This is a genomic window from Pseudomonas sp. A214 (genome assembly GCF_900156295.1).
Lineage (GTDB): Bacteria > Pseudomonadota > Gammaproteobacteria > Pseudomonadales > Pseudomonadaceae > Aquipseudomonas > Aquipseudomonas rhizophila.
In genome coordinates this window covers 5,440,044-5,465,408 of sequence record NZ_LT707062.1, presented here as the reverse complement: position 1 = coordinate 5,465,408, position 25,365 = coordinate 5,440,044, and the positions used below count along the sequence as shown (strand labels likewise).

At 60.5% G+C, this 25,365-nt stretch carries 24 protein-coding genes; 5 read left to right on the top strand and 19 right to left on the bottom strand.

Annotated elements, in window-relative coordinates; translation table 11 throughout:
* Positions 1-73: 73 nt before the first annotated feature.
* Positions 74-1,264, bottom strand: coding sequence for a Na+/H+ antiporter NhaA (gene nhaA / locus BW979_RS24375; protein WP_047228398.1), 1,191 nt, complete (start codon positions 1,262-1,264; stop codon positions 74-76).
* Positions 1,265-1,527: 263 nt separating this feature from the next.
* Here nhaA and BW979_RS24370 point away from each other — a divergent pair, with 263 nt between their 5' ends.
* Positions 1,528-2,625 carry a PLP-dependent cysteine synthase family protein gene (locus BW979_RS24370; RefSeq protein WP_171061417.1) on the top strand — a complete coding sequence of 366 codons (1,098 nt, stop codon included), beginning with the start codon at positions 1,528-1,530 and terminating at the stop codon, positions 2,623-2,625.
* Between the two features lie 154 nt (positions 2,626-2,779).
* Here the strand turns inward: BW979_RS24370 and BW979_RS24365 are convergent, their stop codons facing one another.
* From BW979_RS24365 to BW979_RS24355, 3 genes are all read right to left on the bottom strand, one after another.
* Positions 2,780-4,393: an NAD(P)/FAD-dependent oxidoreductase gene (locus BW979_RS24365; RefSeq protein ID WP_047228396.1), complete on the bottom strand. Its 1,614-nt coding sequence runs from the start codon at positions 4,391-4,393 to the stop codon at positions 2,780-2,782.
* Between the two features lie 74 nt (positions 4,394-4,467).
* Positions 4,468-5,142 carry a COG3650 family protein gene (locus BW979_RS24360; protein WP_076386729.1) on the bottom strand — a complete coding sequence of 225 codons (675 nt, stop codon included), beginning with the start codon at positions 5,140-5,142 and terminating at the stop codon, positions 4,468-4,470.
* Positions 5,143-5,201: 59 nt separating this feature from the next.
* On the bottom strand, positions 5,202-5,801 hold the full coding sequence (locus tag BW979_RS24355) for a short chain dehydrogenase (RefSeq protein WP_047228395.1): 600 nt from the start codon (positions 5,799-5,801) through the stop codon (positions 5,202-5,204).
* Between the two features lie 104 nt (positions 5,802-5,905).
* On the opposite strand from BW979_RS24355, the gene BW979_RS24350 reads away from it, so the two are divergent.
* Positions 5,906-6,820, top strand: coding sequence for a LysR family transcriptional regulator (locus BW979_RS24350; RefSeq protein ID WP_076386076.1), 915 nt, complete (start codon positions 5,906-5,908; stop codon positions 6,818-6,820).
* 125 nt (positions 6,821-6,945) lie between these two features.
* Here the strand turns inward: BW979_RS24350 and BW979_RS24345 are convergent, their stop codons facing one another.
* The 9 genes from BW979_RS24345 to BW979_RS24305 form a co-directional block, all read right to left on the bottom strand.
* Positions 6,946-7,422 carry a DoxX family protein gene (locus BW979_RS24345; protein WP_076386074.1) on the bottom strand — a complete coding sequence of 159 codons (477 nt, stop codon included), beginning with the start codon at positions 7,420-7,422 and terminating at the stop codon, positions 6,946-6,948.
* A complete protein-coding gene (locus BW979_RS24340; RefSeq protein WP_076386072.1) occupies positions 7,419-8,189 on the bottom strand; it encodes an HvfC/BufC N-terminal domain-containing protein in 771 nt (256 codons plus the stop codon). The genes BW979_RS24345 and BW979_RS24340 overlap by 4 nt, the downstream gene beginning before the upstream one ends.
* A complete protein-coding gene (gene bufB / locus BW979_RS24335; protein WP_047228391.1) occupies positions 8,186-9,055 on the bottom strand; it encodes an MNIO family bufferin maturase in 870 nt (289 codons plus the stop codon). Before bufB ends, BW979_RS24340 begins: the two co-directional genes overlap by 4 nt.
* Positions 9,056-9,079: 24 nt before the next feature.
* Positions 9,080-9,385 (bottom strand): BufA1 family periplasmic bufferin-type metallophore, encoded by a 306-nt coding sequence (locus tag BW979_RS24330; protein ID WP_047228390.1) that lies wholly within the window; start codon positions 9,383-9,385, stop codon positions 9,080-9,082.
* Positions 9,386-9,603: 218 nt separating this feature from the next.
* Positions 9,604-10,305, bottom strand: a complete 702-nt coding sequence (locus BW979_RS24325; RefSeq protein WP_047228389.1) for an ABC transporter ATP-binding protein — start codon at positions 10,303-10,305, stop codon at positions 9,604-9,606.
* Positions 10,306-11,073 carry a high-affinity branched-chain amino acid ABC transporter ATP-binding protein LivG gene (gene livG, locus BW979_RS24320; protein WP_047228388.1) on the bottom strand — a complete coding sequence of 256 codons (768 nt, stop codon included), beginning with the start codon at positions 11,071-11,073 and terminating at the stop codon, positions 10,306-10,308.
* Entirely contained in the window at positions 11,070-12,326 is a 1,257-nt protein-coding gene (locus BW979_RS24315) for a high-affinity branched-chain amino acid ABC transporter permease LivM (protein WP_076386070.1), read from the bottom strand. Before BW979_RS24315 ends, livG begins: the two co-directional genes overlap by 4 nt.
* Positions 12,323-13,246 carry a high-affinity branched-chain amino acid ABC transporter permease LivH gene (gene livH / locus BW979_RS24310; RefSeq protein ID WP_047228386.1) on the bottom strand — a complete coding sequence of 308 codons (924 nt, stop codon included), beginning with the start codon at positions 13,244-13,246 and terminating at the stop codon, positions 12,323-12,325. Before livH ends, BW979_RS24315 begins: the two co-directional genes overlap by 4 nt.
* Before the next feature lie 229 nt (positions 13,247-13,475).
* On the bottom strand, positions 13,476-14,603 hold the full coding sequence (locus BW979_RS24305) for a branched-chain amino acid ABC transporter substrate-binding protein (protein WP_076386068.1): 1,128 nt from the start codon (positions 14,601-14,603) through the stop codon (positions 13,476-13,478).
* 339 nt (positions 14,604-14,942) lie between these two features.
* On the opposite strand from BW979_RS24305, the gene BW979_RS24300 reads away from it, so the two are divergent.
* On the top strand, positions 14,943-15,248 hold the full coding sequence (locus BW979_RS24300) for a DUF2288 domain-containing protein (RefSeq protein ID WP_047228384.1): 306 nt from the start codon (positions 14,943-14,945) through the stop codon (positions 15,246-15,248).
* A 297-nt stretch (positions 15,249-15,545) separates the two neighbouring features.
* On the opposite strand, the gene BW979_RS24295 is transcribed toward BW979_RS24300, so the two are convergent.
* Entirely contained in the window at positions 15,546-17,723 is a 2,178-nt protein-coding gene (locus BW979_RS24295; protein ID WP_047228435.1) for a hypothetical protein, read from the bottom strand.
* 364 nt (positions 17,724-18,087) lie between these two features.
* Between BW979_RS24295 and BW979_RS24290 the strand changes: the two genes are divergently transcribed.
* On the top strand, positions 18,088-19,437 hold the full coding sequence (locus tag BW979_RS24290) for a spinster family MFS transporter (protein WP_047228383.1): 1,350 nt from the start codon (positions 18,088-18,090) through the stop codon (positions 19,435-19,437).
* Between the two features lie 145 nt (positions 19,438-19,582).
* On the opposite strand, the gene BW979_RS24285 is transcribed toward BW979_RS24290, so the two are convergent.
* Together BW979_RS24285 and pobA are read right to left on the bottom strand one after the other, a co-directional pair.
* The gene (locus BW979_RS24285) at positions 19,583-21,118 is read right to left on the bottom strand and encodes an MDR family MFS transporter (protein WP_156893533.1); all 1,536 of its coding nucleotides are present in this window, start codon (positions 21,116-21,118) and stop codon (positions 19,583-19,585) included.
* A 51-nt stretch (positions 21,119-21,169) separates the two neighbouring features.
* A complete protein-coding gene (pobA, locus tag BW979_RS24280; protein WP_076386066.1) occupies positions 21,170-22,360 on the bottom strand; it encodes a 4-hydroxybenzoate 3-monooxygenase in 1,191 nt (396 codons plus the stop codon).
* Positions 22,361-22,523: 163 nt separating this feature from the next.
* Between pobA and BW979_RS24275 the strand changes: the two genes are divergently transcribed.
* On the top strand, positions 22,524-23,417 hold the full coding sequence (locus BW979_RS24275) for a helix-turn-helix domain-containing protein (protein ID WP_076386064.1): 894 nt from the start codon (positions 22,524-22,526) through the stop codon (positions 23,415-23,417).
* Between the two features lie 7 nt (positions 23,418-23,424).
* On the opposite strand, the gene BW979_RS27665 is transcribed toward BW979_RS24275, so the two are convergent.
* The 3 genes from BW979_RS27665 to arcC all read right to left on the bottom strand — a co-directional run bounded on the left by BW979_RS27665 (position 23,425) and on the right by arcC (position 25,187).
* The gene (locus tag BW979_RS27665) at positions 23,425-23,601 is read right to left on the bottom strand and encodes a hypothetical protein (protein WP_172833804.1); all 177 of its coding nucleotides are present in this window, start codon (positions 23,599-23,601) and stop codon (positions 23,425-23,427) included.
* A gap of 232 nt (positions 23,602-23,833) precedes the next feature.
* Entirely contained in the window at positions 23,834-24,193 is a 360-nt protein-coding gene (locus BW979_RS24265) for a DUF5064 family protein (RefSeq protein ID WP_047228380.1), read from the bottom strand.
* Between the two features lie 64 nt (positions 24,194-24,257).
* Positions 24,258-25,187, bottom strand: a complete 930-nt coding sequence (gene arcC, locus BW979_RS24260) for a carbamate kinase (protein WP_047228379.1) — start codon at positions 25,185-25,187, stop codon at positions 24,258-24,260.
* Positions 25,188-25,365: the final 178 nt, after the last annotated feature.

The window sequence follows — 25,365 nt, the reverse complement described above, 5'->3', positions numbered from 1 at the left end:
CAGTGGCCGTCACCGAAGAAACGGATATGCACACCAATAAACACACAACAAACATCACCCCGATCAGGTAATTTTAGTTGGCTTTAAATGCAGTCTGCTTACGACTAGCCGCCGCTGTCACCGCATAACCCAGCAACGCCGCCAGGATCGAGCCAGTGAGAATACCCATCCGGTCCATACCGGCATACTCACTGGTACCGGGCGCGAACGCCAGGGAGCCGACGAACAGGCTCATGGTGAAGCCGATGCCGCACAGGATTGCCACGCCCAGTATCTGCCCCCAGTTGGCGCCGGCGGGCAGGCTGGCGATACCGATCTTGACCGCCAGCCAGGTCAGGCCGAAAACGCCGACGGTCTTGCCCAGCAACAGGCCGATGGCGATGCCCATCGGCACGTGATGGGTGAAGCTCTCGACGGTGACGCCGCTCAGGGACAAGCCGGCGTTGGCGAAGGCGAAGAGCGGCAGGATGCCATAGGCCACCCAGGGGTGCAGGGCATGTTCCAGGGTCAGCAGCGGCGAGGTCTCGGCATTTTTTGTGCGCAGCGGAATGCAGAACGCCAGGGTCACACCGGCCAGGGTGGCATGGACACCGCTCTTGAGTACGCAGACCCAGAGAATCAGGCCGACAACCATGTAGGGGCCGAGCTTGACCACTCCCGCGCGGTTCATCGCCACCAGCGCGGCGATGCAGGCGGCTGCCAATACCAGTGACAAGGTCGACAGGGCGCCCGAGTAGAAGATGGCAATGATGATAATGGCGCCCAGGTCGTCGATGATCGCCAGGGTCATCAAAAACAGCTTGAGCGACACGGGTACCCGTTTGCCCAGTAGGGCCAGCACGCCAAGGGCGAAGGCGATGTCGGTGGCCGTTGGAATCGCCCAGCCTGCGAGGGCGGCCGGATTGTCGCGGTTGAGGAACCAGTAGATCAGGGCGGGGACGACCATGCCACCGATCGCTGCCGCACCCGGCAAGACGATCTGCGAGGGTTTCGACAGCTGCCCGTCGAGAACCTCACGTTTGACTTCGAGGCCGATGAGCAGAAAGAACATGGCCATCAGGCCGTCGTTGATCCACAACAACGCCGGTTTGGCGATTTTCAGCGCCCCGATCTGGGCCACCACAGGGGTGTCCAGAAAGTCCGTATAGAGCCACGACAGCGGTGAGTTATTGAGTATCAGGGCCAGCACGGCGGCGGCGATCAATAGCAGGCCGCTGGCAGCTTCCAACTGAAGGAAACGGGTCAAAGTATTACGTAGAGGCACGGTTGCTCTCCATGGATCAAATCAAAAAGATGGTCCACCCTAACCGGTACTGTTAGTTGTTAAAACAAAAGTTATATTCTTTTTTGTTATATGTCGTTACAACGCATGCAACGCGTGGTCAGGCAGTGACAGGCCATATTGGACCTTAGCTGTACCTGTGCGCGATGTCGGTTTTTTCCTAAGCTTGCGACTGGTTTTTCCGAGACAAGTCGTGCCTGCCTGTACGTCAGGTTCCTCGCGTCGCATTGATCCAGTGAGAAGACATCATGAATGACCACCGCCAGTGGGCGCGTGAAGCGATCCGTATCATCGAGGCTGACTTCCAGCGCAGCGCCGACACCCATCTGATTCCACTGGCGTTGCCAGGGCTGCCGGGTATCGAGTTGTACTTCAAGGATGAGTCCAGCCACCCCACCGGCAGCCTCAAGCATCGACTCGCCCGCTCGCTGTTTCTCTACGCGCTGTGTAATGGCTGGCTCAAGCCTGGCGCCCCGGTGATCGAGGCTTCAAGCGGATCGACGGCTATTTCCGAGGCTTACTTCGCGAGGCTTTTGGGCTTGCCCTTTATTGCGGTGATGCCGGCGACCACCTCCCGGGAAAAAATCGCACAGATCGCCTTCTATGGTGGCCAGAGTCACCTGGTGGACGATCCTACGCAGATCTACGCCGAGTCCGAGCGTTTGGCCCGTGAGCATGACGGCCACTTCATCGACCAGTTCACCTACGCCGAGCGCGCCACGGACTGGCGCGCCAATAACAACATTGCCGAATCGATCTTCCAGCAGATGCGTTTCGAGCGGCATCCGGAGCCGAGCTGGCTGATTTCCAGCCCCGGCACCGGCGGCACCACCGCGACCCTGGGTCGTTACGTACGCTACCGCCAGCACTGTACCCGTGTGCTGTGTGCCGACGCCGAGCGTTCGGTGTTTTTCGACTATTACCGCAGCGGCGATGCGAGCCTGCGCCTGGATTGTGGTTCGCGGATCGAAGGTATCGGCCGGCCAAGGGTCGAAGCGTCGTTTTTGCCCAAGGTGATCGATGCGATGGTCAAAGTGCCGGATGCCCTGTCGCTGGCGGCCATGCACTACCTGGCCCAGCGATTGGGCCGACGGGTCGGCGGATCCAGCGGCACCAACCTGATCGGCGCGCTGATCGCCGCTAGGCAGATGGTGCAAGCAGGTGAGATGGGCTCGATCGTGGCAATCTTGTGTGACGGCGGTGAGCGCTATGCCACGACCTATTACGATCCGGCGTGGCTCAAGGCCCAGGGCTACGAGCTGAGTGGATTGATGGACGCCGTGGCGGCGAGTGTGGAGCGGGGTGAGGCGCTGCCGGAAAGTGTGCTCCGAGCCAATATCTGAACACTGGAAAACACTGAATTTCCTTGTGGCAGCGAGCTTGTGTGGGAGCTGGGCTTGCCCGCGATAGCATCACCTCGGTTCACCTGATAGACCGAGCTGCCTGCATCGCGGGCAAGCCCAGCTCCCACAAAGCTTCTCCCGCAGTGGGTAGGGGTCAGGCCTTGAGGCCCAGGATATCCCGCGCCACCGCCTCGGCAATCCGGATTCCGTCCACGCCCGCCGAGAGAATCCCGCCCGCGTAGCCGGCGCCTTCGCCAGCCGGGAACAAGCCCTTGACGTTCAGGCTTTGCAACGTTTCGTCGCGGGTGATGCGCAGCGGCGACGAGGTGCGGGTTTCAATGCCGGTCAGCACGGCGTCATGCAGCGAGTAGCCGCGAATCTGCTTTTCGAACGCCGGCAGGGCTTCACGGATGGCTTCGATGGCGAAGTCGGGCAGGGCCAAGGCCAGGTCGCCCAAAGACACACCCGGCTTGTAGGACGGCTCGACGCTGCCCAGCGCCGTAGACGGTTTGCCGGCAATGAAGTCGCCCACCAGTTGTGCCGGGGCTTCGTAGTTGCTGCCACCGAGCACGAAAGCGTGGGATTCCAGACGCTCCTGCAATTCGATGCCCGCCAAGGGGCCGCCCGGGTAATCCACTTCAGGCGTAATGCCCACCACGATGCCGGAGTTGGCGTTGCGCTCGTTACGTGAATACTGGCTCATGCCGTTGGTCACGACGCGGTTCGGCTCGGAGGTGGCCGCCACTACGGTGCCGCCCGGGCACATGCAGAAGCTGTACACCGAGCGACCGTTCTTGGCGTGGTGCACCAGTTTGTAATCGGCGGCGCCAAGCTTCGGGTGGCCGGCATATTTGCCCAGGCGCGCGCTGTCGATCAGCGATTGCGGGTGTTCGATGCGGAAACCCACCGAGAACGGCTTGGCTTCCATGTACACGCCGCGGCCGTGGAGCATGCGGAACGTGTCCCGGGCGCTGTGGCCCAGGGCCAGAATCACATGTTTTGAATGAATACGTTCGCCACTGGCCAGTTCAACACCGACCAACTGGCCGTCCTCGATCAACACATCCGTGACCCGCTGCTGGAAGCGAACTTCGCCGCCCAGGGCGCGAATCTGCTCACGCATGTTTTCCACGACGCCTGTCAGACGGAACGTACCGATGTGCGGCTTGCTGACGTAGAGGATTTCTTCCGGCGCGCCGGCCTTGACGAATTCGTGCAGGACTTTGCGACCCAGGAACTTGGGATCCTTGATCTGGCTGTAGAGCTTGCCGTCGGAGAACGTCCCCGCACCGCCTTCGCCGAACTGCACGTTGGATTCGGGGTTGAGCACGCTTTTGCGCCACAGGCCCCAGGTGTCCTTGGTGCGCTGCCGCACTTCGGGGCCGCGCTCGAGGATGATCGGTTTGAAGCCCATCTGTGCCAGCAACATGGCGGCGAAGATCCCGCACGGGCCGAAGCCGACCACGATCGGCCGTTCGCTCAGGTCAGCCGGTGCCTGGCCCACCACTTTATAACTGACATCCGGCGCCTGGTTGACGTTACGGTCATCGGCGAACTTGCGCAGCAAGCCGGCTTCATCGCGCACCGTCAGGTCGATGGTGTAGATGAAGCACAGTTCGGAGGACTTCTTACGCGCGTCGTAGCTGCGTTTGAACAGGGTGAAGTCGAGCAGGTCATCGCTGGCGATGCCCAGGCGCTGCACGATGGCTGGGCGCAGGTCTTCTTCGGGATGGTCGATCGGCAGCTTGAGTTCGGTGATTCGTAACATGACAGGATCCGGTTCGCGGGACGCACAACTGCGCCAGGGCGTGAGCCGGCGATTATAAGCCAAAAAACTTCGAATCAGTCGTTACGCGCACCGCCGAAGTAAGCGCATCCGCGCTGGACCTGACCGTTGACCCGCAGCTCGGCGCTCATGTGTTGCACGCTGCCGGTCGCGCTGTCGACGCAGCGCTGGGGAGTGACCCAAAGCTCGACCTTCTGGCCGTTGGCTTCGGTGCCGAGATTGAAGCGGCCATCGCCCAGTTGTTCTTCAACGAAAGGCACTGCCAGAGGCGGCTGGCCCTCACGTTCGAGCACCAGGCCCTTGCCGCTGGCGTTCAGATTCCACTCGGGGCCATGGCCGGTGGCGCGCAGGAGCAGTCGCTTGAAGTCGGCGTCGTCGCAAGCGCTGCCCGAACGCTCCAGGCGATACAGCTGCTCAAGATTCAACTGGCTGTCGGTACCGGCCGCTGCGCTGGTGACGATATGGCCGCGCACATCGGCAAACAGTTTGCCCTGATCATCGGCCAGGCTGGCGGCCTGTTGCAGTACGCTGGTGCCGCCGCTGTCGTTGACGATGTAGCGACGCTGCTCCTGGCAGGACTGGAACACCAGCTTGCCATCGGCCGCCGTAAGTTCGCCCTGCATGCGCATCTGCCCGGCATGGGAAACGCTCTGGGGGGGAGCGTCGAGCAACTGGCAGCCGGCGAAAAGCGGCAGGAGGGCGACAAACAGCAGGGAACGGGCGGCACGCATCATTGAGTCTCCAGACAAGTGCCGCCACGTTACGCAGACTGATCCTGCATCACAAGAGGTCAACCGACGTGAAAGGTCTGGCCAGTCTGCAGGCCTTCGACACTCTTGGCGTAGGCCAATGCGACATCGGCGGCTGGTACCGGCTTATAGCCACGGAAGTACGGGGCATAGTTGTCCATGGCTTCGAGCAGCACGTTCGGACTCACCGAGTTGACCCGCAAGCCCCGGGGCAATTCGATTGCCGCGGCACGCACGAAACTGTCCAGGGCACCGTTGACCAGCGCCGCCGACGCACCGCTTCTGATCGGATCGTGGCTGAGCACGCCAGTGGTGAAGGTGAAGGACGCACCGTCATTGGCGAATTCGCGGCCGATCAGCAGCAGGTTGACCTGGCCCATCAGTTTGTCTTTCAAACCCAGGGCGAAGCTGTCCTGCGTCATCTCGTCCAAGGGCGCAAAGGTGACGTTGCCCGCGGCGCAGACCAGTGCATCGAAGCGACCGGTTTTCTCGAATAGGGCACGGATCGAAGAGCTGTCACTGATATCCACGTGCAGGTCGCCGCTGTGACGGCCGATGCGCACAATGTCGTGACGCGGCGACAGTTCTTTATCAATGGCCGAACCGATGGTGCCGCTGGCGCCGATCAACAGGATTTTCATTAGCTGTTCCTCAATGGGCTGGATGAGATTGCAGTCTAGAGAGGTTCTTTCTCTTGATAATCGTGGTAATAGGCAACCTTTGGTTTTCAATTGGAAACAATCCGATGAGCGAAATGGACGACCTGGCGGCGTTCGCCGTGTTGATCGAGGCCGGTAGTTTCACCCTGGCGGCCCAGCAATTGGGCTGCAGCAAGGGCCAGTTGTCCAAGCGCATCAGCCTGCTGGAGAGTCGGTTTTCGGTGGTGTTGCTACAGCGCACCACGCGGCGCTTGAGTCTCACGGCAGCGGGGGCGGCGTTATTGCCTCAGGCCCAGGCGTTGTTGGTGCAGGTGCAAAGGGCGCGTCAGGCCCTGGCTCGCCTGAAGGATGAAATTTCCGGGCCGGTGCGTATGACGGTTCCGGTGTCGTTGGGCGAAACCTTCTTTGAGGGTTTGCTGACGGAGTTCGCCCAGCGCTACCCCGACGTGCAGATTGAACTGGAACTCAACAATGGCTACCGGGATCTGTCCCGTGATGGTTTCGACCTGGCGATCCGCTCCGACGCTACCCTCGATGAGCGCCTGGTGGCGCGTCCGCTGCTGGCCTGGCATGAGCTGACCTGCGCCAGCCCGGCCTACCTCGAACACTACGGCGAACCCCTGACGCCCCAGAGCCTGGCCGAACATCGTTGCCTGCTCAACAGTCATTACAGCGGCCGCGAAGAATGGCTCTATCACCAGCAACACGAATTGTTGCGGGTGCGGGTATCGGGACCGTTCGCCAGCAATCACTACAGCCTGCTGAAAAAAGCCGCCCTGGCCAACGCCGGGATCGCCCGGTTGCCGTCCTATCTGTTGCATGAGGAATTGGCTGACGGACGTTTGCGCTGGTTACTCAGGGATTTTCAGACCCGTCGCATGCCGATGTACCTCGTGCACCCGTACCAGGGCGGTTTGCCCAAGCGCACCCAGGTGCTGGCCGATTATCTGATCGACTGGTTCAAGCGCAGTGGCGAGGCGCTGGATCGGCTTCAGCGATAGCAAGGCATCACACGAACCTTGTGGGAGCGAGCCTGCTCGCGATAGCGGTGGGTCAGGCAACAATTGTGCTGAAGCTGACACTGCTATCGCGAGCAGGCTCGCTCCCACAGGAGTCCCGATCTTGATCAGCGAGCGTAGTGCCTGGCGATCAGGTGGTCGAGCGACAGCTTGCCCGGCCCGCGCGCCATCAGATAAAGCAGTACCGCCGCCCAGGTGCCATGGGTCGGATAGGCGTCGGGGTAGACGAACAGTTGAATGGTCAAGGTCATGCCCAGCAGGGCCAGGGCCGAGAAGCGTGTCGCCAGGCCAAACAGGATCAGGATCGGGAACACATGCTCGGCCGCTGCCGCCAGATGCGCTGCCAGTTCTGGCGACAACAGCGGCAAGGCGTATTCGCTTTTGAACAGGGGAATGGTTGAATCGGCCAATCGCGGCAGGCCGAGCTGGAAGGTGCCGTCGATCAGGTCGATGGCCAGGCCTTCGATTTTGGTCTGGCCGGATTTCCAGAACACCGCCGCGATGCAAAAGCGCCCAACGAAGGCGATCAGGCTGTGAGGGATTTTATCCAGCCATTCAATGGAGCGAGTGATCAGGGCGTTCATGGCAATACCTGCTCGGCTAACAGATGGGTGACGGCTTGATGGCTGATGAGCTGCGCCAGGGTGTGCTCCAGTTCCAGATCGCTGTCGCGCCTGATTGCAGCATCAATGGCCGCGCCCAGGAAACAACCTTGCAGCAGGTCCTTGAGGAAATCATGGGCGCCGGGACTGATCGCAAACACCTCCACGTCCAGGTTGTTGCGCAGCACCAGGGCGCATTGCGGCGTGAAGGGGTCGACCGGCATGACGGGCTCTTGCTGATGGGCGGCCCAGATCGCCACCACGGCGAAGGGCGATTGCAACAGGTGCAGTGACGGGTGAAGACCGACCCTCAGATGATCATGGGATGCCGGCGATGACAGCACTTGCATGACCTGTTGTGCATCCATGGGCCGGGCGTTGGCGGCGTGCCAGGCTTGCACCTGCAGGCGCTCCAGTCGGGCGACATCCGCCAGATACGGCACGCTGGCGGCGGGTTCGAAATGTTCGATGAACCCGGCAAAGTCGGCACCGTAGTCACTCATGACTGGGCTTCGCGGTGCGGCGCACTGGACGTACATTCCGGCCATCGCGCCGAAGAACTCCTCGCCCACCAGTTGCGCCACCACCGGATAGTTGTCGGCCAGGGCGTTGATCAATGAGCTGAGCACGTTGTTGCGATACACCGCGAACCGGCTCTCTGGATCGGCGCCGGTGGCGCAGGTCAAACCCTGCGGACAAGCTTTGCGCGGGTCGAGCAGGGCGGCGGCGAATTCGCTGTAGCGGCTCATGGCTGGACCCTGGCGGCGTTTAATAGTTGGTCGGCCTGACCGGCTTCGGCCAACAGCACTGCCAACGCCGGGATGCGGTTGTCGCGCTCGATCAGCGTGGCGACTGGCCCGGTCCGCGCCAGCGCCGTGCGATACAAGCGCCAGACCTCGTTATCGATTGGCGCACCGTGGTCATCGATCAGCAAACGCTCGCCCAGGCTGTCGGAGTCTTCGGCAAACCCGGCCAGATGAATTTCGCCGGTGGCCTGCAGGGGCAGTGCGTCGAGGTAAGCCTGGGGATCACGGCAATGGTTGATGCATGAAACGTAGACGTTGTTCACATCCAGCAGTAGTCCGCAGCCGGTGCGACGGATGACTTCACTGATGAAGTCAGGCTCGTCGAGGGTCGAGTCCTCGAACGCCAGATAAGTGGCCGGGTTTTCCAGCAGCAGTGTGCATTTGAGGCTGGACTGGACCTGATCGACGTGTTCGCAGACGCGCCTGAGCGTCGTTTCATCGTAGGCCAGGGGCAGCAGATCGTTGAGAAACACCGGGCCATGGCTGGACCAGGCCAGGTGTTCGGAAAAAGACTGGGGCTGATAGCGTTCGATCAGTGTGGCCAGGCGCTGCAAATGCGCAACATCCAGCGGCCCCTCTCCACCGATCGACAGGCCGACGCCGTGCAGTGACAGCGGATACTGTTCGCGTATCCGCCCCAGGAAGTGATGAAACGGCCCGCCGGCCACCATGTAGTTTTCCGCGTGCACTTCGAAGAAACCCAGATCCGGTCGGGTCTGGAGCACTTCACGAAAATGCTCGGTCTTGAGCCCCAGCCCCGCCCGCGGCGGTAGCCGGGTATCGAAGGCGAGGGAAGCGGTGTTCGACATGGCGGCAGGCCTCAGGCGGTGCGATCAGGACTTGGCTTTATAGGCTTCAAGCTGGCCGAAGCCGGTGGGCGAGGTTTCGCTTTTGAGGGTGGTGCAGGTGCCCTTGGGGACCGATTTCCAAGCGTTGGCCTGATAGTCCATTTTCGCGGTGCCGGCACAGGTGGTGCCAGCGCCGGCGGCGCAGTCGTTCTTGCCTTTGAGGGCGACACCGAAGCATTTTTCCATGGTGTCGTCGGCGGCATGGACAGTCGAGACGCCTGTCATGCTCAAGGCAGAGCCAAGTGCCAGGGCCAGGGCGGCGGCGGACAGGGTGCGGGTCGAAGCAGTCATGATGATTCTCCAGTTTCAGGAAATGAACCGGCGTTAGCGCCGGTCTGCTGAACTAGAGAGGGGGTGGGGGAATGCGTTACAGCAGGTTCTCGATTTTTTTTGTTTGTTTCGAAATCCATTGTGGCGAGGGGATAAATCCCCTCGCCACAACAGCATTCACCTGAGAACTGGGCAAAAAAAAAACGGCCCGAAGGCCGTTTTCTCATGCAGCAACAGACTCAACCGCCCAGATACGCCTCGCGTACTTTCGGGTCGGTCAACAGCGCCTCACCCGTGCCTTGCATCACCACGCGGCCGTTCTCCAGCACGTACGCCCGGTCAGCGATTTTCAGCGCCTGGTTGGCGTTCTGCTCCACCAGGAATACCGTCACGCCATCCTTGCGCAGTTGTTCGATGATGTCGAAGATCTGCTGGATGATGATCGGCGCCAGGCCCAGGGACGGTTCGTCGAGCAGCAACAACTTGGGCTTGCTCATCAGCGCACGGCCGATGGCGAGCATTTGCTGTTCGCCGCCGGACATGGTGCCGCCGCGCTGGCTAAAGCGTTCTTTCAGGCGGGGGAAAAGGTGCAGCACCTTGTCCATTTGCTCCTGAAAATCACCCTTTTCGGTGAAAAAACCGCCCATGGCGAGGTTTTCTTCCACGGTCAGTCGGGCAAATACCCGACGGCCTTCCGGCACCACGGCGATGCTCTTGCGCATGATTTGCGAAGAGTCCTGGCCCACCAGTTCCTCACCCATGTAGCGGATGCTGCCACTGTGGGCCTGGGGCGAACCGCAGAGCGTCATCAGCAGGGTGGATTTGCCGGCACCGTTGGCACCGATCAGCGTCACGATTTCGCCCTGGCGGACTTCGACGTTGACGCTGTGCAGGGCCTGGATCTTGCCATAGAAGGTGGAAACGTTTTCGAACTGCAGCATTTACGCTTCCCCCAGGTAGGCTTTGATCACTTCAGGATTGTCGCGGATCTGTTCCGGCGAACCGTCGGCCAGCGGCGTGCCTTGGTTGATCACGACGATATGGTCGGAAATGCTCATGACCAGCTTCATGTCGTGCTCGATCAGCAACACGGTGACATCGTGCTCCTCGCGCAGCACGCCGATCAGCGCTTTGAGGTCTTCGGTTTCCTTCGGGTTCAGGCCGGCGGCCGGTTCGTCGAGCATGAGGATCCGCGGGCGGGTCATCATGCAGCGGGCGATTTCCAGGCGCCGTTGCTGACCGTAGGCCAGGGTGCCGGCGGTACGGTTGGCGAACTCCTTGAGATTGACCTTCTCCAGCCAGTACTCGGCGAACTCCATGGCCTCGCGTTCGCTCTTGCGGAACGCCGGGGTCTTGAACAGACCGGCAAAGAAGTTGGTGTTCAGGTGGCGATGCTGGGCGATCAACAGGTTCTCGACCGCCGTCATGTCCTTGAACAGCCGCACGTTCTGGAAGGTGCGCACCACACCCTTGCGGGCGATGTGGTGACCAGGCAGGCCCTGGATCGGCTCGCCGTCCAGCAGGATCGTGCCGCCGGTAGGCTGATAGAAGCCGGTCAGGCAGTTGAACACGGTGGTCTTGCCCGCGCCGTTCGGCCCGATCAATGCTACGACCTGTTTCTCTTTCACGGTCAGGGCCACGCCATTGACCGCCAGCAAGCCGCCGAAGCGCATGCTCAAGTTTTCGACTTTCAGGATCTCGCGGCTCATTTGCGCAGCTCCATGTGCGGGCGTTGCATAGGCAGCAGACCTTGAGGACGCCAGATCATCATCAGCACCATCAAGGCGCCGAACATCAACATGCGGTATTCGCTGAATTCACGCATCATTTCAGGCAACAGGATCATCACGATTGCCGCCAGGATCACACCCAGCTGCGAGCCCATCCCACCCAGCACCACGATGGCGAGGATGATCGCCGACTCGATGAAGGTGAAGGATTCCGGCGTCACCAGGCCCTGACGGGCAGCAAAGAAGCTACCGGCGAAACCGGCGAAGGCGGCACCGAGGGTGAAAGCCGAAAGCTTGATCACGGTCGGGTTCAGACCCAGGGCACGGCAGGCGATCTCGTCTTCACGCAGCGCTTCCCACGCACGGCCGATAGGCATGCGCAGCAGGCGGTTGATGACGAACAGCGCAGCCAGGGCCAGCAACAGCGCAACCAGGTAGAGGAAAATCACCTTGTTGATCGAGTTGTAGGGCAGTCCGAAGTACTCGTGGAAGGTCTGCAGGCCTTCGGCGGCTTTGCGTTCGAAGGTCAGGCCGAAGAACGTCGGTTTCTCGATATTGCTGATGCCGTTCGGGCCACCGGTGATGTCGGTCAGGTTGCGCAGGAACAGACGGATGATCTCGCCGAAACCCAGGGTCACGATTGCCAGGTAGTCACCGCGCAAGCGCAGCACCGGGAAACCCAGCAGGAAACCGAAGGTGGCGGCCATCATCCCGGCAATTGGCAGGCAGATCCAGAAGCTCAAGCCGAAGTAATGGGACAGCAGCGCGTAGCTGTAGGCGCCGACGGCATAGAAGCCGACGTAACCCAGGTCCAGCAGACCGGCCAGCCCTACCACGATGTTCAGGCCCAGGCCCAGCATCACGTAGATCAGGATCAGGGTGGCGATGTCCACCGCACCGCGAGAGCCGAAAAACGGCCAGACCAACGCGATGACGATCAGGGCCAGGATGATCCAGCGCTGGGTAGTCGGCAGGGTCAGGAAGTTGCTGGCCTTGGCCGGGACTATCGGCAGGCCTGGCGAGGCCTTCCAGGCGGCGCTGATCTGCGTGCTGAACAACACCCGCAGGAACATCAGCACCGAACACACGGCGATGGTCGCCAGGATGGCGGGGCTGGTGCCGTGCACTTCAAGGTCGATGCCCACGATGGTCAGTTTCAGGCCGAGTACCGGGTACGCGACCGCCCAGACCAACAGCGCGCTGAAGAGCGCCGATTTAAGATGTTTAGTCATACCTTCTCAACCTCCGGACGGCCCAGGATGCCGGTCGGCCGGAACAGCAGCACCAGAACCAACAAGCCGAACGCTACGACGTCCTTGTATTGATCGCCGAAGATGTCGGCACCAAAGGCTTCCGCCACGCCCAGCACCAGCCCGCCGAGCATGGCTCCGGGGATGCTGCCGATGCCGCCCAGTACCGCGGCGGTGAAGGCCTTCAGGCCCACGAGGAAACCGGCGTTGGGGTTGATCACACCGTATTGCATGCTCAACAGCACGGCGGCGATGGCCGCCAGGGCCGCGCCGATGACGAAGGTCAGGGCAATGATGTTGTTGGTGTTGATGCCCAGCAGGTTGGCCATCTTGATGTCCTCGGCGCAGGCGCGGCAGGCGCGGCCCAGGCGGGAACGGGAGATGAACAGCGTCAGGCCGAGCATGGCGACCAGGGTCACCACGAACACCACGATTTGCATGTAGGAAATCAGCACTTCCTGTGCCCCCCCTGGCCCGAAGGTAAAGTTACCCGGAATCAGGTTGGGAATGGATTTGTCCTTGGAGTCTTGCGACAGCAGAACGGTGTTCTGCAGGAAGATCGACATGCCGATGGCCGAAATCAGCGGGATCAGACGGTTGCTGCCGCGCAAGGGGCGGTAGGCGATCCGTTCGATGCTGTAGCCATAGGAACTGGTCACCACGATGCTCGCGATGAACGCCGCGGTCATTAACAGCGGGACACTGTCGAGTCCCATCATGGCCAGCCCGGCGATGGCGATGAACGCCACGTAGGAGCCGATCATGTACACCTCGCCGTGGGCGAAGTTGATCATTCCAATGATGCCGTAAACCATCGTATAGCCGATGGCGATCAGGGCATACGTGCTGCCAACGGTCAGGCCGTTAACCAGCTGTTGGAAGAAGTGATAGATGTCAGGCATTACAGCGCTCCTAAAAACCTGATACGCATTTCACTGGTGGAGTCATTTTCCCGCCCGGCCCCGTGGATCTGCATCCACTTCGAGCACGAGGTTTGCCAGCGAACCGCTGATGACGGTTTTGAGATTTTCAGGTGGGGAGACTGGCGGATCACGCCAGCGCGGCCCAATACATTTAAAACAAAGCCCACGGCACGCCGTGGGCTTTATTGGCAGTCAGTCAGGCCAGGCCTTACTGAGGCGAAGCTTCGGTTTTAGGTTTGCCGAAATGCCACTGGTAAACCACAAACTTGAAGTCCTTCAAGTCGCCCTTGTCGTCGAAGCTCAGGTCACCGGTCGGGGTCTTGAAAGTACCGGCGTGGATGGCTTCAGCCACTTTTTCCGGGTCTTCGCTCTTGGCTTCGGTGATGGCCTGGGCAATCACTTGAACGGCCGAGTAGGACGGGAACACGAACGGACCGCTCGGGTCTTCCTTCTTGGCTTTGAACGCGTCAGCCAGGGCGATGTTGGCCGGATCCTGGTCGAAGGATTTCGGCAGGGTCACCAGCAAACCTTCGGAAGCTTCCTTGGCGATCTGCGAGATCGAGTCGTTACCCACGCCTTCCGGACCCATGAACTTGGCGTTCAGGCCTTTTTCCTGGGATTGACGCAGGATCAGGCCCAGCTCCGGGTGGTAGCCGCCGTAGTAGACGAAGTCGACGTTGGCTTGCTTGAGCTTGGCGATCATCGAGGAGAAGTCTTTGTCGCCGGCGTTCACGCCTTCGAACACGGCGACTTTCACGCCTTTCTTCTCAAGGGTCGTTTTCACGGCACTGGCGATACCTTCGCCGTATTGCTGCTTGTCGTGCAGGACCGCAACGACTTTCGGCTTGACGTGGTCGGCAATGTAGTTACCGGCGGCAGGGCCCTGGGCGCTGTCCAGGCCGATGGTGCGGAAGATCATCTTGTAGCCGCGAGCGGTGATGTCCGGGCTGGTAGCGGCTGGCGTGATCATGATCACGCCTTCGTCTTCATAGATGTCCGAAGCCGGTTGGGTGGAGCTGGAGCACAGGTGGCCGACCACGAACTTGACGCCGTCGTTGACGACTTTGTTCGCCACCGCGACCGCTTGTTTTGGATCACAGGCGTCATCGTATTCAACGGCGACCAGTTGTTTGCCGTTGACGCCGCCCTTGGCGTTGATCTGCTCGATGGCCATTTTGGAGCCACTGAATTGCATGTCGCCGTACTGGGCTACGGGGCCGGTTTTTGGGCCGGCGATGCCGACCTTGATGGTGTCGGCGGCGAACGAATGGCTGGCAACCCCGGCCAGAACCATAGCGGCAAACAGTTTGGAAATCTGCTTAGTAGCCTTAGTCATAGTGCTCCACTCATGCTGTTGTAGTTTTTATAGTCCTGGCGCCGAAGCAGCAGAACCGGGTCAGATATCTTGGATATCCTCGCGGAAAATGCCCCCGGCAACTGTACCGGTACAGTGTAGAGCGCCGATTGTTGGCAAGGGAAGCTGGCGCTTGGGGGCAAAACCTGAGGGTGTCGCTTAATTGAAAGAAAAAGACAGAATGGCGGCGGGGTTCGTCCGGACAAATCGGCAATCCCTGGCTTTCCTGCGCTTTCCAATCGGTACTCCAATTGCTACCGGGTTTTTCTGCCAGACCACCGACGTTATCATTCGCGCCGATTTCTTTTCCGGACAGCTCCCATGAATCAAGAACCTAGCACCCTCTATGCCAAACTGCTTGGTGAAACCGCATCCATCACTTGGAAGGAGCTGGAGCCGTTCTTTGCCAAGGGTGCCCTATTGTGGGTCGACCCGGCCCTGGATCTGATCGCCGCGGCCGAGGCCGTTGCCCAGGACGAAGGTACCAAAGTCGCCGCCTGGCTGGCTGCCGACCAGTTGGCCAAGCTGTCTGAAACGCGGGCGCTGGACTTTTTCGAACGTGATCCGCAGCTATGGGCGGTGGTGGTTTCACCGTGGATTATGGTCCAGGAAAGGGCGTCGGTTTGATGCCTGCACCAAGTTGGTTCGTATTTTCTGCGGAGTAAAAGTGTGTAGGTGAGTAGCGTGATGGCATCCTGCCGTGGTGAAACGCCACAGCGGAGGGTGACGTATACGTAACGGGAACAGTTTATTGGGCAGCCTTTGGGCTGCTTAATTGTTTCTGAATGTTGATTTTGTGTTTTGGTCGAGGCCGCCAATCGCGAGCAGGCTCGCTCCCACAGTGAACCGCGTTTCTCAGAAAGAACGCGATTAATGTGGGAGCGAGCCTGCTCGCGATTGGCGCGACGCGGTCCTGCGCCTGCCTCAATAAGTCTTGCCCGTATGGTTATTCAGGGAAATAACCTTGGTCTTGCCGATGCGGTGACGGTAGATCTCACGCAAATACTTGATCGCCTTTTTCACGCAGTCGCGGGACAGGCGGATGTCATTGATCGAGACAAACTTGTCTTTGTCGCTGATCAGCTCGCGGTATTTCTTCTCGTACATCGGCTTGATCGCGTACCAGTTGGTGTCGAGGATCTTCGCCGGGTTTTCGAACTCGTTGAGCAGATCGTCGATGCGCTCTTCGTCGAAGTCTTCGTTGATGATGAAGTCCAGGATCGAGTTGTCCAGGGTGTCATCGAAGCGATACGGGGTGCGGGCAAAACAGCGCTTGATGAACGCCACGATCAGGGTCAGGAAGTCATCCGACAGGCAGGGGCTCTTGGCGATCAGGGTGGTCAGCGACAGGTTGGCCGAGGCACCGATCACCAGCGCGTAACGCTTGAGGGTGGTGTTGGGGAACAGGCTGTTGAGGTGAGTCTTGAGCCGGTTCAGGTCCATGTAGGACAGCTTGTAGTCCTTGGGCAACGATACGATCGACACCACCGACGAGCAGTTCTTGAAGAAGTGCAGGTCATGCAGGGCCGCGGCGTCGTAGCCGGAATTCTTGTACTGCTCCAGCGAGGCGCGGTAGCGCTTGGACTCGATCGGCAACAGGCTGATGCCTTCGATGGCCTGGGTGACTTTGTTGAAGTGCGGCAGGTCGATGGAGCGGAAGAACAGGTCGTCGATGTTCAGGCGCGGCGGCTCCTTCTCGAACACCTTGAACTTGTCGCCGCTGGGCGCTGGGGTTTCCGGAACGACGGACTCGGCGTAGGCAATCGCCACCGGGCCGGCCAGGCTCATGAACAGGTCGTTGGCGTCCAGGCGAATGGTTTCACCAATGTCGATGCCGGCACGACGGAAATAGTTCTGGTCGTAGTCGGTGGTCACCGCCTGGGCGGTCAGGATGTTGAAGATCTGCTGGGAGATGTACTGGTTGGCGTGCTTCTCCATGGCATTGACATCGATGTTCTGGATGTTGCCGTCATCGCTCTCTTCGGCGTAGCGCATGATGTCGTTGGAGATCAGCATCATCGCGTTCCAGGGCCGGATGCGGCCCATCACGCTGGCTTCGCTGCTGTCTTCGTTGGCGAAGTTGTACGAGAAATCCCATTCTTCCGACAGGTACTTGCACAGCAGGCGTCCAGCGTTGATGTGCAGCGCCTCGGACATTTCGCTGCGGTGATCGGAAATGTTCGGCAGTACGCAAATGCCGCTGGTGAAGATCGGCTCGAAGACGAAGGAATGACCGCTCTTGCTGTCGTGTTCGTCCATCGGCTTGGTGTCGAACGTCTTGTTCATGTACGAGTACTGCTGAGCCAGGCCGAACTCCGAGGCCATGCCCGAACCGGTACCGCCACCGGCACTGAAGATCGAGAAGTACAGGCGCGACTGGTTGGCCTTGATGCCGCAGCTGTCGATCAGGTACGAGTGGATCATTTTCCAGTCGGGGCTGGAGAAACGCTGGGTGTCCTTGTTCAGGATGATCTTGGCCAGGTACTGCCCCAGGATCGGCGCGTTACCGGCGCCCCCGGCATGGACTTCCGACAGGTCCATGATTTTCATTTTGCTGTAGTCGCGCAAAAAGCCGCTTTTTTCGCCTTTGCGCGAAAAACGGATGCGTCCGGCGATGTCCTTGTCCAGGTCGCCGAGCATCACCAGCGGCTCAACCAAAAACACCGGCTTGCTCACCTTGCTGGTGCCCAGGCGCAAATTGTTGCGGATCCACTGCGCCGGGCTGTAACCCTTGTCGCTGTAGCCCTTGTCTTCGGCATTGAATTCGTTGAGGTAGAACTTGCGGGCGTTGTACACCAGCTCGGCTACGTCCAGGGCGATGTTGGAGCCACAGCGACCCAGGCCGATCAGGCATACGGACGGGAACTCCTGCTGATCGCGTTCGCTTTCGTCGTCCACCAGGTGCGGCGGGCGCGGGAACACGCTGTCACGCAGGCCGTCGAGGTTGTCGAGGATGCGGTCGGTGTTGGTTTCGGTGAAATACAGATACTGCTGAGTCGACAGGGAACGTGAGCGCCTCGGCGGCTTCGGGGTTTCAGGACCGTTGGCGGCCGGGCTCAACGTAAGATCGGATACTGCAGTGGCTGTTTTTTTAGAGGTCATTGTGCGCCATATGCCTGAACTGGTCGGTTCGATGACCACTGTCATCAAACCATCGCGGATGGGAGCTCGCGTCCTTGACGGCGCGAAGGTCGGCCCAAGCGTTCAGGGGGGGCAGCCTGAGCAGCGCTCGGGAAAATCTTTCCTGATAGGTTGAATCGGCCATCGGAAGGCGATCTTTAGTCGAAATAAGGCAAAATGATGTCAATTGCTTCAGGGAATTGACCATAGTCACTAAACACGCCGCCCGCCATGGCCGGGTATCAGTCATGCGAATGATTGGAGACAGTCTGCGCGCCGCTGTCTAGATTGCAGACTCCGGGTTCGGATGCCTCGCCGTGCCCCATAACAATAAAGAGACGGACCCATGCAGAACTCGACCCAAGCGGCGAATGCCTGGCGCATTCTGTTCCTGCTGTTCCTGGCCAACCTGTTCAACTTCTTTGACCGCACCATCCCGGCGATCATCATCGAGCCGATCCGTATGGAGTGGAGCCTCAGCGACTTCCAGATCGGCATCATCGGCACCGCCTTCACCATCGTTTACGCCATCGCCGGGCTGCCGCTGGGGCGCATGGCCGATACCGGTTCGCGCAGCAAGTTGATGGGCTGGGGCCTGGCGACCTGGAGCGGGCTGACGGCGGTCAATGGCTTGGTGGGCAGTTTCTGGGCGTTTCTGGTGGTACGCATGGGCGTGGGGATCGGTGAAGCCAGTTACGCGCCAGCGGCCAACTCGCTGATCGGTGATCTGTTTCCGGCCCACCGTCGGGCGCGGGCCATGGGCATTTTCATGCTGGGCCTGCCGATCGGTCTGCTGCTGGCGTTCTTCACCATCGGGGCGATGGTCAAGGCCTTCGACAGCTGGCGCGCGCCGTTCTTTATCGCGGCGGTGCCGGGGCTGGTGCTGGCGGTGTTCATGTTTTTCATCAAGGAGCCCAAGCGCGGCGCGGCGGAAGCGGTGCAGATCTCCCAGGAAAAAATCGACAAGCCGATCCGTCGGGTGCTGGCGATTCCTACTTTTCTGTGGCTGGTGTTGGCGGGGCTGTGTTTCAACTTCGCCACCTATGCCTGCAACTCGTTCCTGGTACCCATGTTACAGCGCTATTTCCTGATGCCGCTGCACGACGCGGCGGTTGCCACCGGGATCATGGTGGGCGTGACCGGGCTGTTCGGGTTGACCCTGGGCGGCTGGATTGCCGACAAGATTCATCAACGGGTGCCCAACGGACGCCTGCTGTTCGCCGCGTTCAGCCTGGTGATCTCCACGGCCACCACCGCTTGGGCGTTGTATGCCGGACGGATTGAAATTGGTGTGTTCGTTGCGGTGTTCAGTGTCGGCTGGCTGTTTGCCTATACCTTTTATACGTGCGTATACACGGCGATCCAGGACGTAGTCGAACCGCGTCTGCGGGCCACGGCGATGGCGTTGTTCTTTGCCGGGTTGTATCTGTTGGGGGGAGGCATGGGGCCGGTGGTGGTAGGCGGCTTGTCTGACTACTTTGCCCATGCGGCCATGGCCGCGACCGGCGCCTCGCAGATGACCGAGGCGTTCAAGGCCATTGGCTTGCATGACGCGATGTTCCTGATTCCGGTGGCGCTGTTCCTGACCATGGTGTTCCTGTTCCTGGCGTCGCGCTGTTTCGTGCGCGATGCCAAGCGGATGAAGGATGGGATGAGCGCGGTGGCGCCGCTGGAGGGAGTAGTGGCGCCGGCTTGATAGCATCTGCGGGAGCAAGGCTTGTGTGGGAGCAAGGCTTGCCCGCGATGAAGGCGATGCGGTCGTTCAGAAAACCGAGGCGCCTGTTTCGCGAGCAAGCTTTGCTCCCACAGATCTCCCACCACAGGTTATTTGTGCATTCTGACTAGCGCGCCTTGTCATCCCGCCCACGCAACACGCGATTGGGCATCGCCACTGCCGCCGCCAGCCCCAACAACGACACCGCGGCGCTGATCAGCAACAAATGCCGGAACGTCGTCTGCAATTGCTGACGCAAGGCGTGTTGTGCTTCGCCGGGGGCAGCGTTCAATCCATCCAGCAAAACATTGCCGGAATGCCCTTCACCCAACGGCGACGAACCGGCGAATTGGGCAACGCTTGAGTCCTGCAGCAAGGCCAGCAGCAACGCCGACATCAGCGCTACACCCACGGCACCGCCGAGAGAGCGGAACAGGTTGGTGGTACTGGTGGCGACCCCGATGTCCTGCTGTTGCACCGAGTTTTGCGACCCCACCAGCGAAGTCGGGAACTGCATGCCGGAAGCGATGCCGCTGAGCAGCATGAACAGGCTGCTGAGCCAGAACGCGTCGGGCGGGGTGAAGGCCATGCCGAGGATCGCAAACGGGAAGAGCAGGGCGCCGCTGAGGATCATCGGTTGGTAGTGGCCAGTGATCGAGGTACGGCGTCCGGCGAAATAAGCACCTATGGGCAACCCCATCGCCAGCGGCAACAAGTGCAGCGCTGCGCTGTCGGCGCCAGCCCCGGTCACGCTCTGATAGCGCAACGGCACCAGCACGGTCAGGGAAATCGCCTGGAAACTGGTGAAAAACACCGTGCACCAGCACAACACGGCGTTGCGGTTGACGAACAGGTGCATCGGTAACAACGGTTCCCGGGCCCGGCGCTCCTGCCAGATGAACACTGACAATGCCACCACGGCGCAACCCAGCAGCCCCAGTACCTCTCTGCTGTGCCAGGCGTGGCCCTGGCCAACCTCGGTGATGCCCAGCAGCAGCGCGGTCAGGCCGATGATCAACAGCACGGTGCCCAGGTAATCGATGATCGGCTTACGGTGCGGCACCGGCAACCCGACGAGGGTGCGCCGGGCAATCAGCCAGGCCCCCAGGCCCAAGGGCAGGTTGATCAGGAACACCCAGCGCCACGACAGGTACTCGGTCATGTAGCCGCCCAATACCGGCCCCGCCACACTGGCCAGCGCATACATGCTGCTGAAATAGCCCTGATAACGGCCACGTTCGCGGGGCGGCACGATGTCGCCGATGATCGCCTGGCTCACCGAGATCATCCCGCCGGCGCCGATGCCCTGGAAAATGCGCGCCAGCACCAGTTGCTCCATGTTTTGCGCCAGCCCACAGAACAGTGAGGCCAGGGTGAACAGCCCCATGCCGAACAGCATCAACGGCCGCCGACCGTAGAGGTCACCGAGCTTGCCGTAGATCGGCACCGCCACGGTCATGGCGACCATGTAGCCGGAAATCACCCAGGCCAGCAGGCCGACATCACCCAATTGGGCGGAAATGGCCGGCATCGAGACGGCGACGATGGTCTGGTCCAATGCGCCGAGAAAAATCGCCAGCATCAGGGCCACCAGCACACTACGGATGGCAGGCTGTGGGGCGTGGGAGGTATGGAGTTGAGTCAAGGCGGAACCTGCGGGCATCACGCCTGGGGGGCGAATAGGACTGAGCCCGCAGTTTAAGTCGATAGCCGGCTATTCGATAGCCTCGTAAGGAAGTCCGACGTAGTTTTCCGCGATGGTTTTTCGACCCGCCTCGGAGTCGACGAAATATTCCAGCTCCGCTTCGCTGATGCGCTGGTTGAAGGCGTCGTCGTCGAAGCGGTGCAGCATGGACGTCATCCACCAGGAGAAACGCTCGGCTTTCCACACCCGTCGCAGGCAAATGGCGGAATACTTTTCCAGCAAGTCCGTACGGCCGTCGCGATAGACCTTGAGCAGAATGTTGAACAGCGTGCTGACGTCGCTGGCCGCCAGGTTCAGCCCCTTGGCGCCGGTGGGCGGAACGATGTGGGCGGCGTCCCCCACCAGGAACATCCGTCCATACTGCATCGGCTCGACCACGAAGCTGCGCAGCGGCGCGATGCTTTTCTCGATGGAGGGACCTGTCACCAGTGCTTGGGCCAGGTCGGCTGGCAGGCGGTTTTTCAGTTCAGACCAGAAGCGCTCGTCCGGCCAATCGGCCACTTGCTCCTCGGCGGGCACTTGCAGGTAATAACGGGTGCGAGTCTTGGAACGCATGCTGCACAGGGCAAAACCACGTTCGTGACGGGCGTAGACCAACTCCTCGTGAACCGGTGGGGTGTCGGCCAGGATGCCGAGCCAGCCAAACGGGTAGACCCGCTCGAAGACCTTGAGTTTTTCCGCGGGGATCGACTGGCGCGCCACACCATGGAAACCGTCACAACCGGCAATGTAATCGCAGTCCAGGCGCCAGGTTTGCCCTTGGTGCTCGAAGGTCACGAAGGGGCTCTCGGTTTGCATGTCGTGGGGCTGGGCATTGCCGACCTGATAAAGCGTGCGGGCGCCGGCGGCTTCTCGGGCGGCCATCAGGTCGCGGGTGACTTCAGTCTGGCCGTAGATCATGACGTTTTTACCGCCAGTCAGCCCCTTCAGGTCGATGTGCACCCGACGGCCGTTGAGCGCCAGCTCAAAGCCGTCATGGGGCAGTCCCTCGGCGTCCATGCGCTGGCCGACGCCGGCCTGGCGCAGCAGTTGGGCCATGCCTTGCTCCAGCACACCGGCGCGGATGCGGCTCAGCACATAGTCCGGGGTCTGGCGTTCGAGGATCACCGTGTCAATTCCAGCGTTGTGCAACAACTGGCCGAGCAGCAGCCCAGAAGGGCCGGCACCGATAATGGCAACTTGGGTCTTGAGGGTTTTCATTGTTGTTATGACTCGCACGAAGCACCTGACCAGGGTCGGTGTTGATTGGGGTGCTTGCATTTTTCGCTTGCGGACCTGTCAATTGAAGGGGAAAACTGAGCCGATACCTGTACTTTCTACCAATCGGTGCGATTATCGCCCGCAACCCAGGCCGATCCTCGTGATGAAAAAAACAGACCTGCCTTCAATCCCGGTATTCAAGCTCTACGGCGAGAGCCAGGATTGGCCGACCCCGGACCTGCTGCACTGTGAAACCATTTCCAAGCGCAGCCGAGAGCACCAATGGGAGATCAAACCCCATCGGCACGCCGATCTCTGTCAGTTGTTGTTTGTCTTCAAGGGCCAGGCGGAGCTGGAAATCGAAGGCCAGCGCACACAGCTCGACGAGCCGGCGGTGCAGATCCTGCCGCCGTTGTCGGTGCATGGCTTCCGTTTTTCCGAGGATGTGCAGGGTTACGTGGTGACCCTGGCCGCACCGCTGGTGACGCACCTGCAATCGCAGCTGGGTCATTCGGTCAACGTGCTGGCCCAGGCCGAAAGCTACCCGGCCCTGGAAGATGCCGAGTACCTCAATAGCCTGTTCAGCGCCCTGCAGGCTGAATACGGTGGGCATCAGCCGGCCCGGGAAATGCTGATGCATGCCTTGGTCAGCGTGATCATGGTCTGGGTCAGTCGTCAGGTGATGCAGCGGCGTACGCAGGCCCAGCGCCCACAACGCGCGCGGGAGTACCTCAACGGGTTCATTCAGTTGGTGGAAGAAACCTATCGCCAGCATGTCAAGGTCGAAGACCTGGCCCATCGTCTGGGCATCTCCGTGTCGCACCTCAACGGCACCTGTCGGGAACTGGCGGGGCAGCCGGCCCTGCAGATCATGCATGAGCGCCAACTGCTGGAGGCCAAACGGCTGCTGACCTACACCGGCATGACCATCTACGAGATCTCTGAAATGCTCGGCTTTTCCGACCCGACCAATTTCACCCGGTTGTTTCGCCGGCGGGTTGGCATCTCTCCCAAGGCATTCCGGGACCGGCTCAAGACCGATCAACCGGACGACTGAACACGCCTCAGCGCAAGGCGTTCAGGGTCGCGGTGTGAGGAATGCAGCGTTCGAAGTTGCAACTGGCGTATTCACGCGGCAACTGCCTAGTCTGTTCGACCCGATAGGCCGCCGTGCCATACAGCGCAAGCGTGGCGGTGCAGGTGATAAAAATGGCGAGGCGTCTTCTTGTTTTAATGTTCATGGCGATGACCTCTGAACGAATACCCGTGGGTACTACTTTCAGCATAGGTCAGCCGTAGCGGGTTGCCAGCCAGTCAGTGGTTTGATGTAACCGATATTCAGGACGCTGATAACCCTTTGTGGGAGCGGGCTTGCTCGCGAATGCGGTGGGTCAGCCCCCATTGATGTTGACTGTTGCACCGCTATCGCGAGCAGGCTCGCTCCCACCGGGAATTGGGGGGCTTTGAACCAGGTTACTCCAGGTGTTCAGGCTTCATCGGGTCGCCCGGCTTGACGTCCAGTTGCTTGCGTACGTCTTCGAACATCTCGTCGTAGTACTTGTGCATCGAGCCGATGCTGGCGGTCTTGGGCAGGCCGTATTTCTGGGCGATGCGCGTGGCATGGCGGGCGAAGTCGAAGGCTTGGTCCTTGGCCAGGAAAAATTCTTCGTCCACAGGCTTGTCTTCAACGGTGCCATGCACCCGGAACGACATGCCCGTGCCCTCTTTTTTGTTCTGGTCGACCTTATAGTCGATGCACAGGTTATAGCTGAAATCATCCTTGTTCAGTGCATGGCGTTCCATGTGCAGGTGACCGGGTTCGAACATGGCCATAAACGACTCTCCTTCGAAGGCGTGGGTGTAGGGCAGACCGTGAATCTGCCCCGCAAGTTTCCTGTTATCGATAAGCGATGCCAAGTTGGGCCGTGCTGATGCGGGTGCCGGCGGTGCCTTGGACGATCGCTTCGATGTCCGAGAGTGAGCCGATCACCGCGACCTTGCCAGTGTTGCGGGCAAATTCGCAGGCGGCCTGGACTTTCGGCCCCATGGAACCGGCGGCGAACCCCAGCTTGTCCATTTCATCGGGGTGGGCCTGGGCAATGGCTTTCTGGGTCGGCTTGCCGAAATCGACGAACGCGGCGTTGACATCGGTGGCAATCACCAACAGATCGCTTTCCAGTTGTTCAGCCAGCAGCGCCGAGCACAAGTCTTTGTCGATCACCGCTTCCACGCCCCGTAGCTTGCCGTCGGCGTCGTACATCGTCGGGATACCACCCCCGCCAGCGCAGATCACGATGCTGCCTTTTTCCAGCAGCCACTTGATCGGGCGGATTTCGAAGATGCGCTTGGGGCGAGGGCTGGCGACCACGCGGCGGAACTTGTCACCATCCGGGGCGATGGACCAGCCTTTTTCAGCCGCGAGTTTTTCCGCCTCAGCCTTTGTGTAGACCGGGCCAATGGGCTTGGTGGGGTTCTGGAAGCCTGGGTCGTTGGCGTCCACTTCGACCTGGGTCAACAACGTGGCGAACGGCACTTCGAAGTCCAGCAGGTTGCCCAGTTCCTGTTCGATGATGTAACCGATCATGCCCTCGGTCTCGGCGCCGAGCACGTCCAGCGGATACGGCGAGACCGAGGTGTAGGCCGCGGCCTGCAGCGACAACAGGCCGACCTGGGGGCCATTGCCGTGGGCGATGACCAGCTCGTTGCCGGGGTGGATTTTGGCGATCTGTTCGGTCGCCGTGCGGATGTTGCTGCGTTGGTTGTCGGCGGTCATGGGTTCACCCCGACGCAAAAGGGCGTTGCCGCCCAGGGCTACGACGATGCGCATAATGCTGTCCTCTGACAGAGAAATAATGGACGACTCGGCCCCCTTGTGGGAGCTGGCCTGTGGGAGCATGGCTTGCCCGCGATGGCATCGCCTGGTCCATCAGCTACACCCAGGTGTCTGTATCGCGGGCAAGCCTTGCTCCCACAGTTCTGCTCCAGAACGCGCGAGTTGCCTGAGG

Bases quoted from the DNA above. Each gene is read 5' to 3' on its own strand.
- BW979_RS24365 (WP_047228396.1), bottom strand. From the start codon at position 4,393: ATGTTACGAATCACCGAACTCAAGCTGCCGATCGACCATCCCGAAGAA.
- BW979_RS24360 (WP_076386729.1), bottom strand. From the start codon at position 5,142: ATGCGTGCCGCCCGTTCCCTGCTGTTTGTCGCCCTCCTGCCGCTTTTC.
- BW979_RS24355 (WP_047228395.1), bottom strand. From the start codon at position 5,801: ATGAAAATCCTGTTGATCGGCGCCAGCGGCACCATCGGTTCGGCCATT.
- BW979_RS24350 (WP_076386076.1), top strand. From the start codon at position 5,906: ATGAGCGAAATGGACGACCTGGCGGCGTTCGCCGTGTTGATCGAGGCC.
- BW979_RS24345 (WP_076386074.1), bottom strand. From the start codon at position 7,422: ATGAACGCCCTGATCACTCGCTCCATTGAATGGCTGGATAAAATCCCT.
- BW979_RS24340 (WP_076386072.1), bottom strand. From the start codon at position 8,189: ATGAGCCGCTACAGCGAATTCGCCGCCGCCCTGCTCGACCCGCGCAAA.
- bufB (WP_047228391.1), bottom strand. From the start codon at position 9,055: ATGTCGAACACCGCTTCCCTCGCCTTCGATACCCGGCTACCGCCGCGG.
- BW979_RS24330 (WP_047228390.1), bottom strand. From the start codon at position 9,385: ATGACTGCTTCGACCCGCACCCTGTCCGCCGCCGCCCTGGCCCTGGCA.
- BW979_RS24325 (WP_047228389.1), bottom strand. From the start codon at position 10,305: ATGCTGCAGTTCGAAAACGTTTCCACCTTCTATGGCAAGATCCAGGCC.
- livG (WP_047228388.1), bottom strand. From the start codon at position 11,073: ATGAGCCGCGAGATCCTGAAAGTCGAAAACTTGAGCATGCGCTTCGGC.
- BW979_RS24315 (WP_076386070.1), bottom strand. From the start codon at position 12,326: ATGACTAAACATCTTAAATCGGCGCTCTTCAGCGCGCTGTTGGTCTGG.
- livH (WP_047228386.1), bottom strand. From the start codon at position 13,246: ATGCCTGACATCTATCACTTCTTCCAACAGCTGGTTAACGGCCTGACC.
- BW979_RS24305 (WP_076386068.1), bottom strand. From the start codon at position 14,603: ATGACTAAGGCTACTAAGCAGATTTCCAAACTGTTTGCCGCTATGGTT.
- BW979_RS24300 (WP_047228384.1), top strand. From the start codon at position 14,943: ATGAATCAAGAACCTAGCACCCTCTATGCCAAACTGCTTGGTGAAACC.
- BW979_RS24295 (WP_047228435.1), bottom strand. From the start codon at position 17,723: ATGACCTCTAAAAAAACAGCCACTGCAGTATCCGATCTTACGTTGAGC.
- BW979_RS24290 (WP_047228383.1), top strand. From the start codon at position 18,088: ATGCAGAACTCGACCCAAGCGGCGAATGCCTGGCGCATTCTGTTCCTG.
- BW979_RS24285 (WP_156893533.1), bottom strand. From the start codon at position 21,118: ATGCCCGCAGGTTCCGCCTTGACTCAACTCCATACCTCCCACGCCCCA.
- pobA (WP_076386066.1), bottom strand. From the start codon at position 22,360: ATGAAAACCCTCAAGACCCAAGTTGCCATTATCGGTGCCGGCCCTTCT.
- BW979_RS24275 (WP_076386064.1), top strand. From the start codon at position 22,524: ATGAAAAAAACAGACCTGCCTTCAATCCCGGTATTCAAGCTCTACGGC.
- BW979_RS27665 (WP_172833804.1), bottom strand. From the start codon at position 23,601: ATGAACATTAAAACAAGAAGACGCCTCGCCATTTTTATCACCTGCACC.
- BW979_RS24265 (WP_047228380.1), bottom strand. From the start codon at position 24,193: ATGGCCATGTTCGAACCCGGTCACCTGCACATGGAACGCCATGCACTG.
- arcC (WP_047228379.1), bottom strand. From the start codon at position 25,187: ATGCGCATCGTCGTAGCCCTGGGCGGCAACGCCCTTTTGCGTCGGGGT.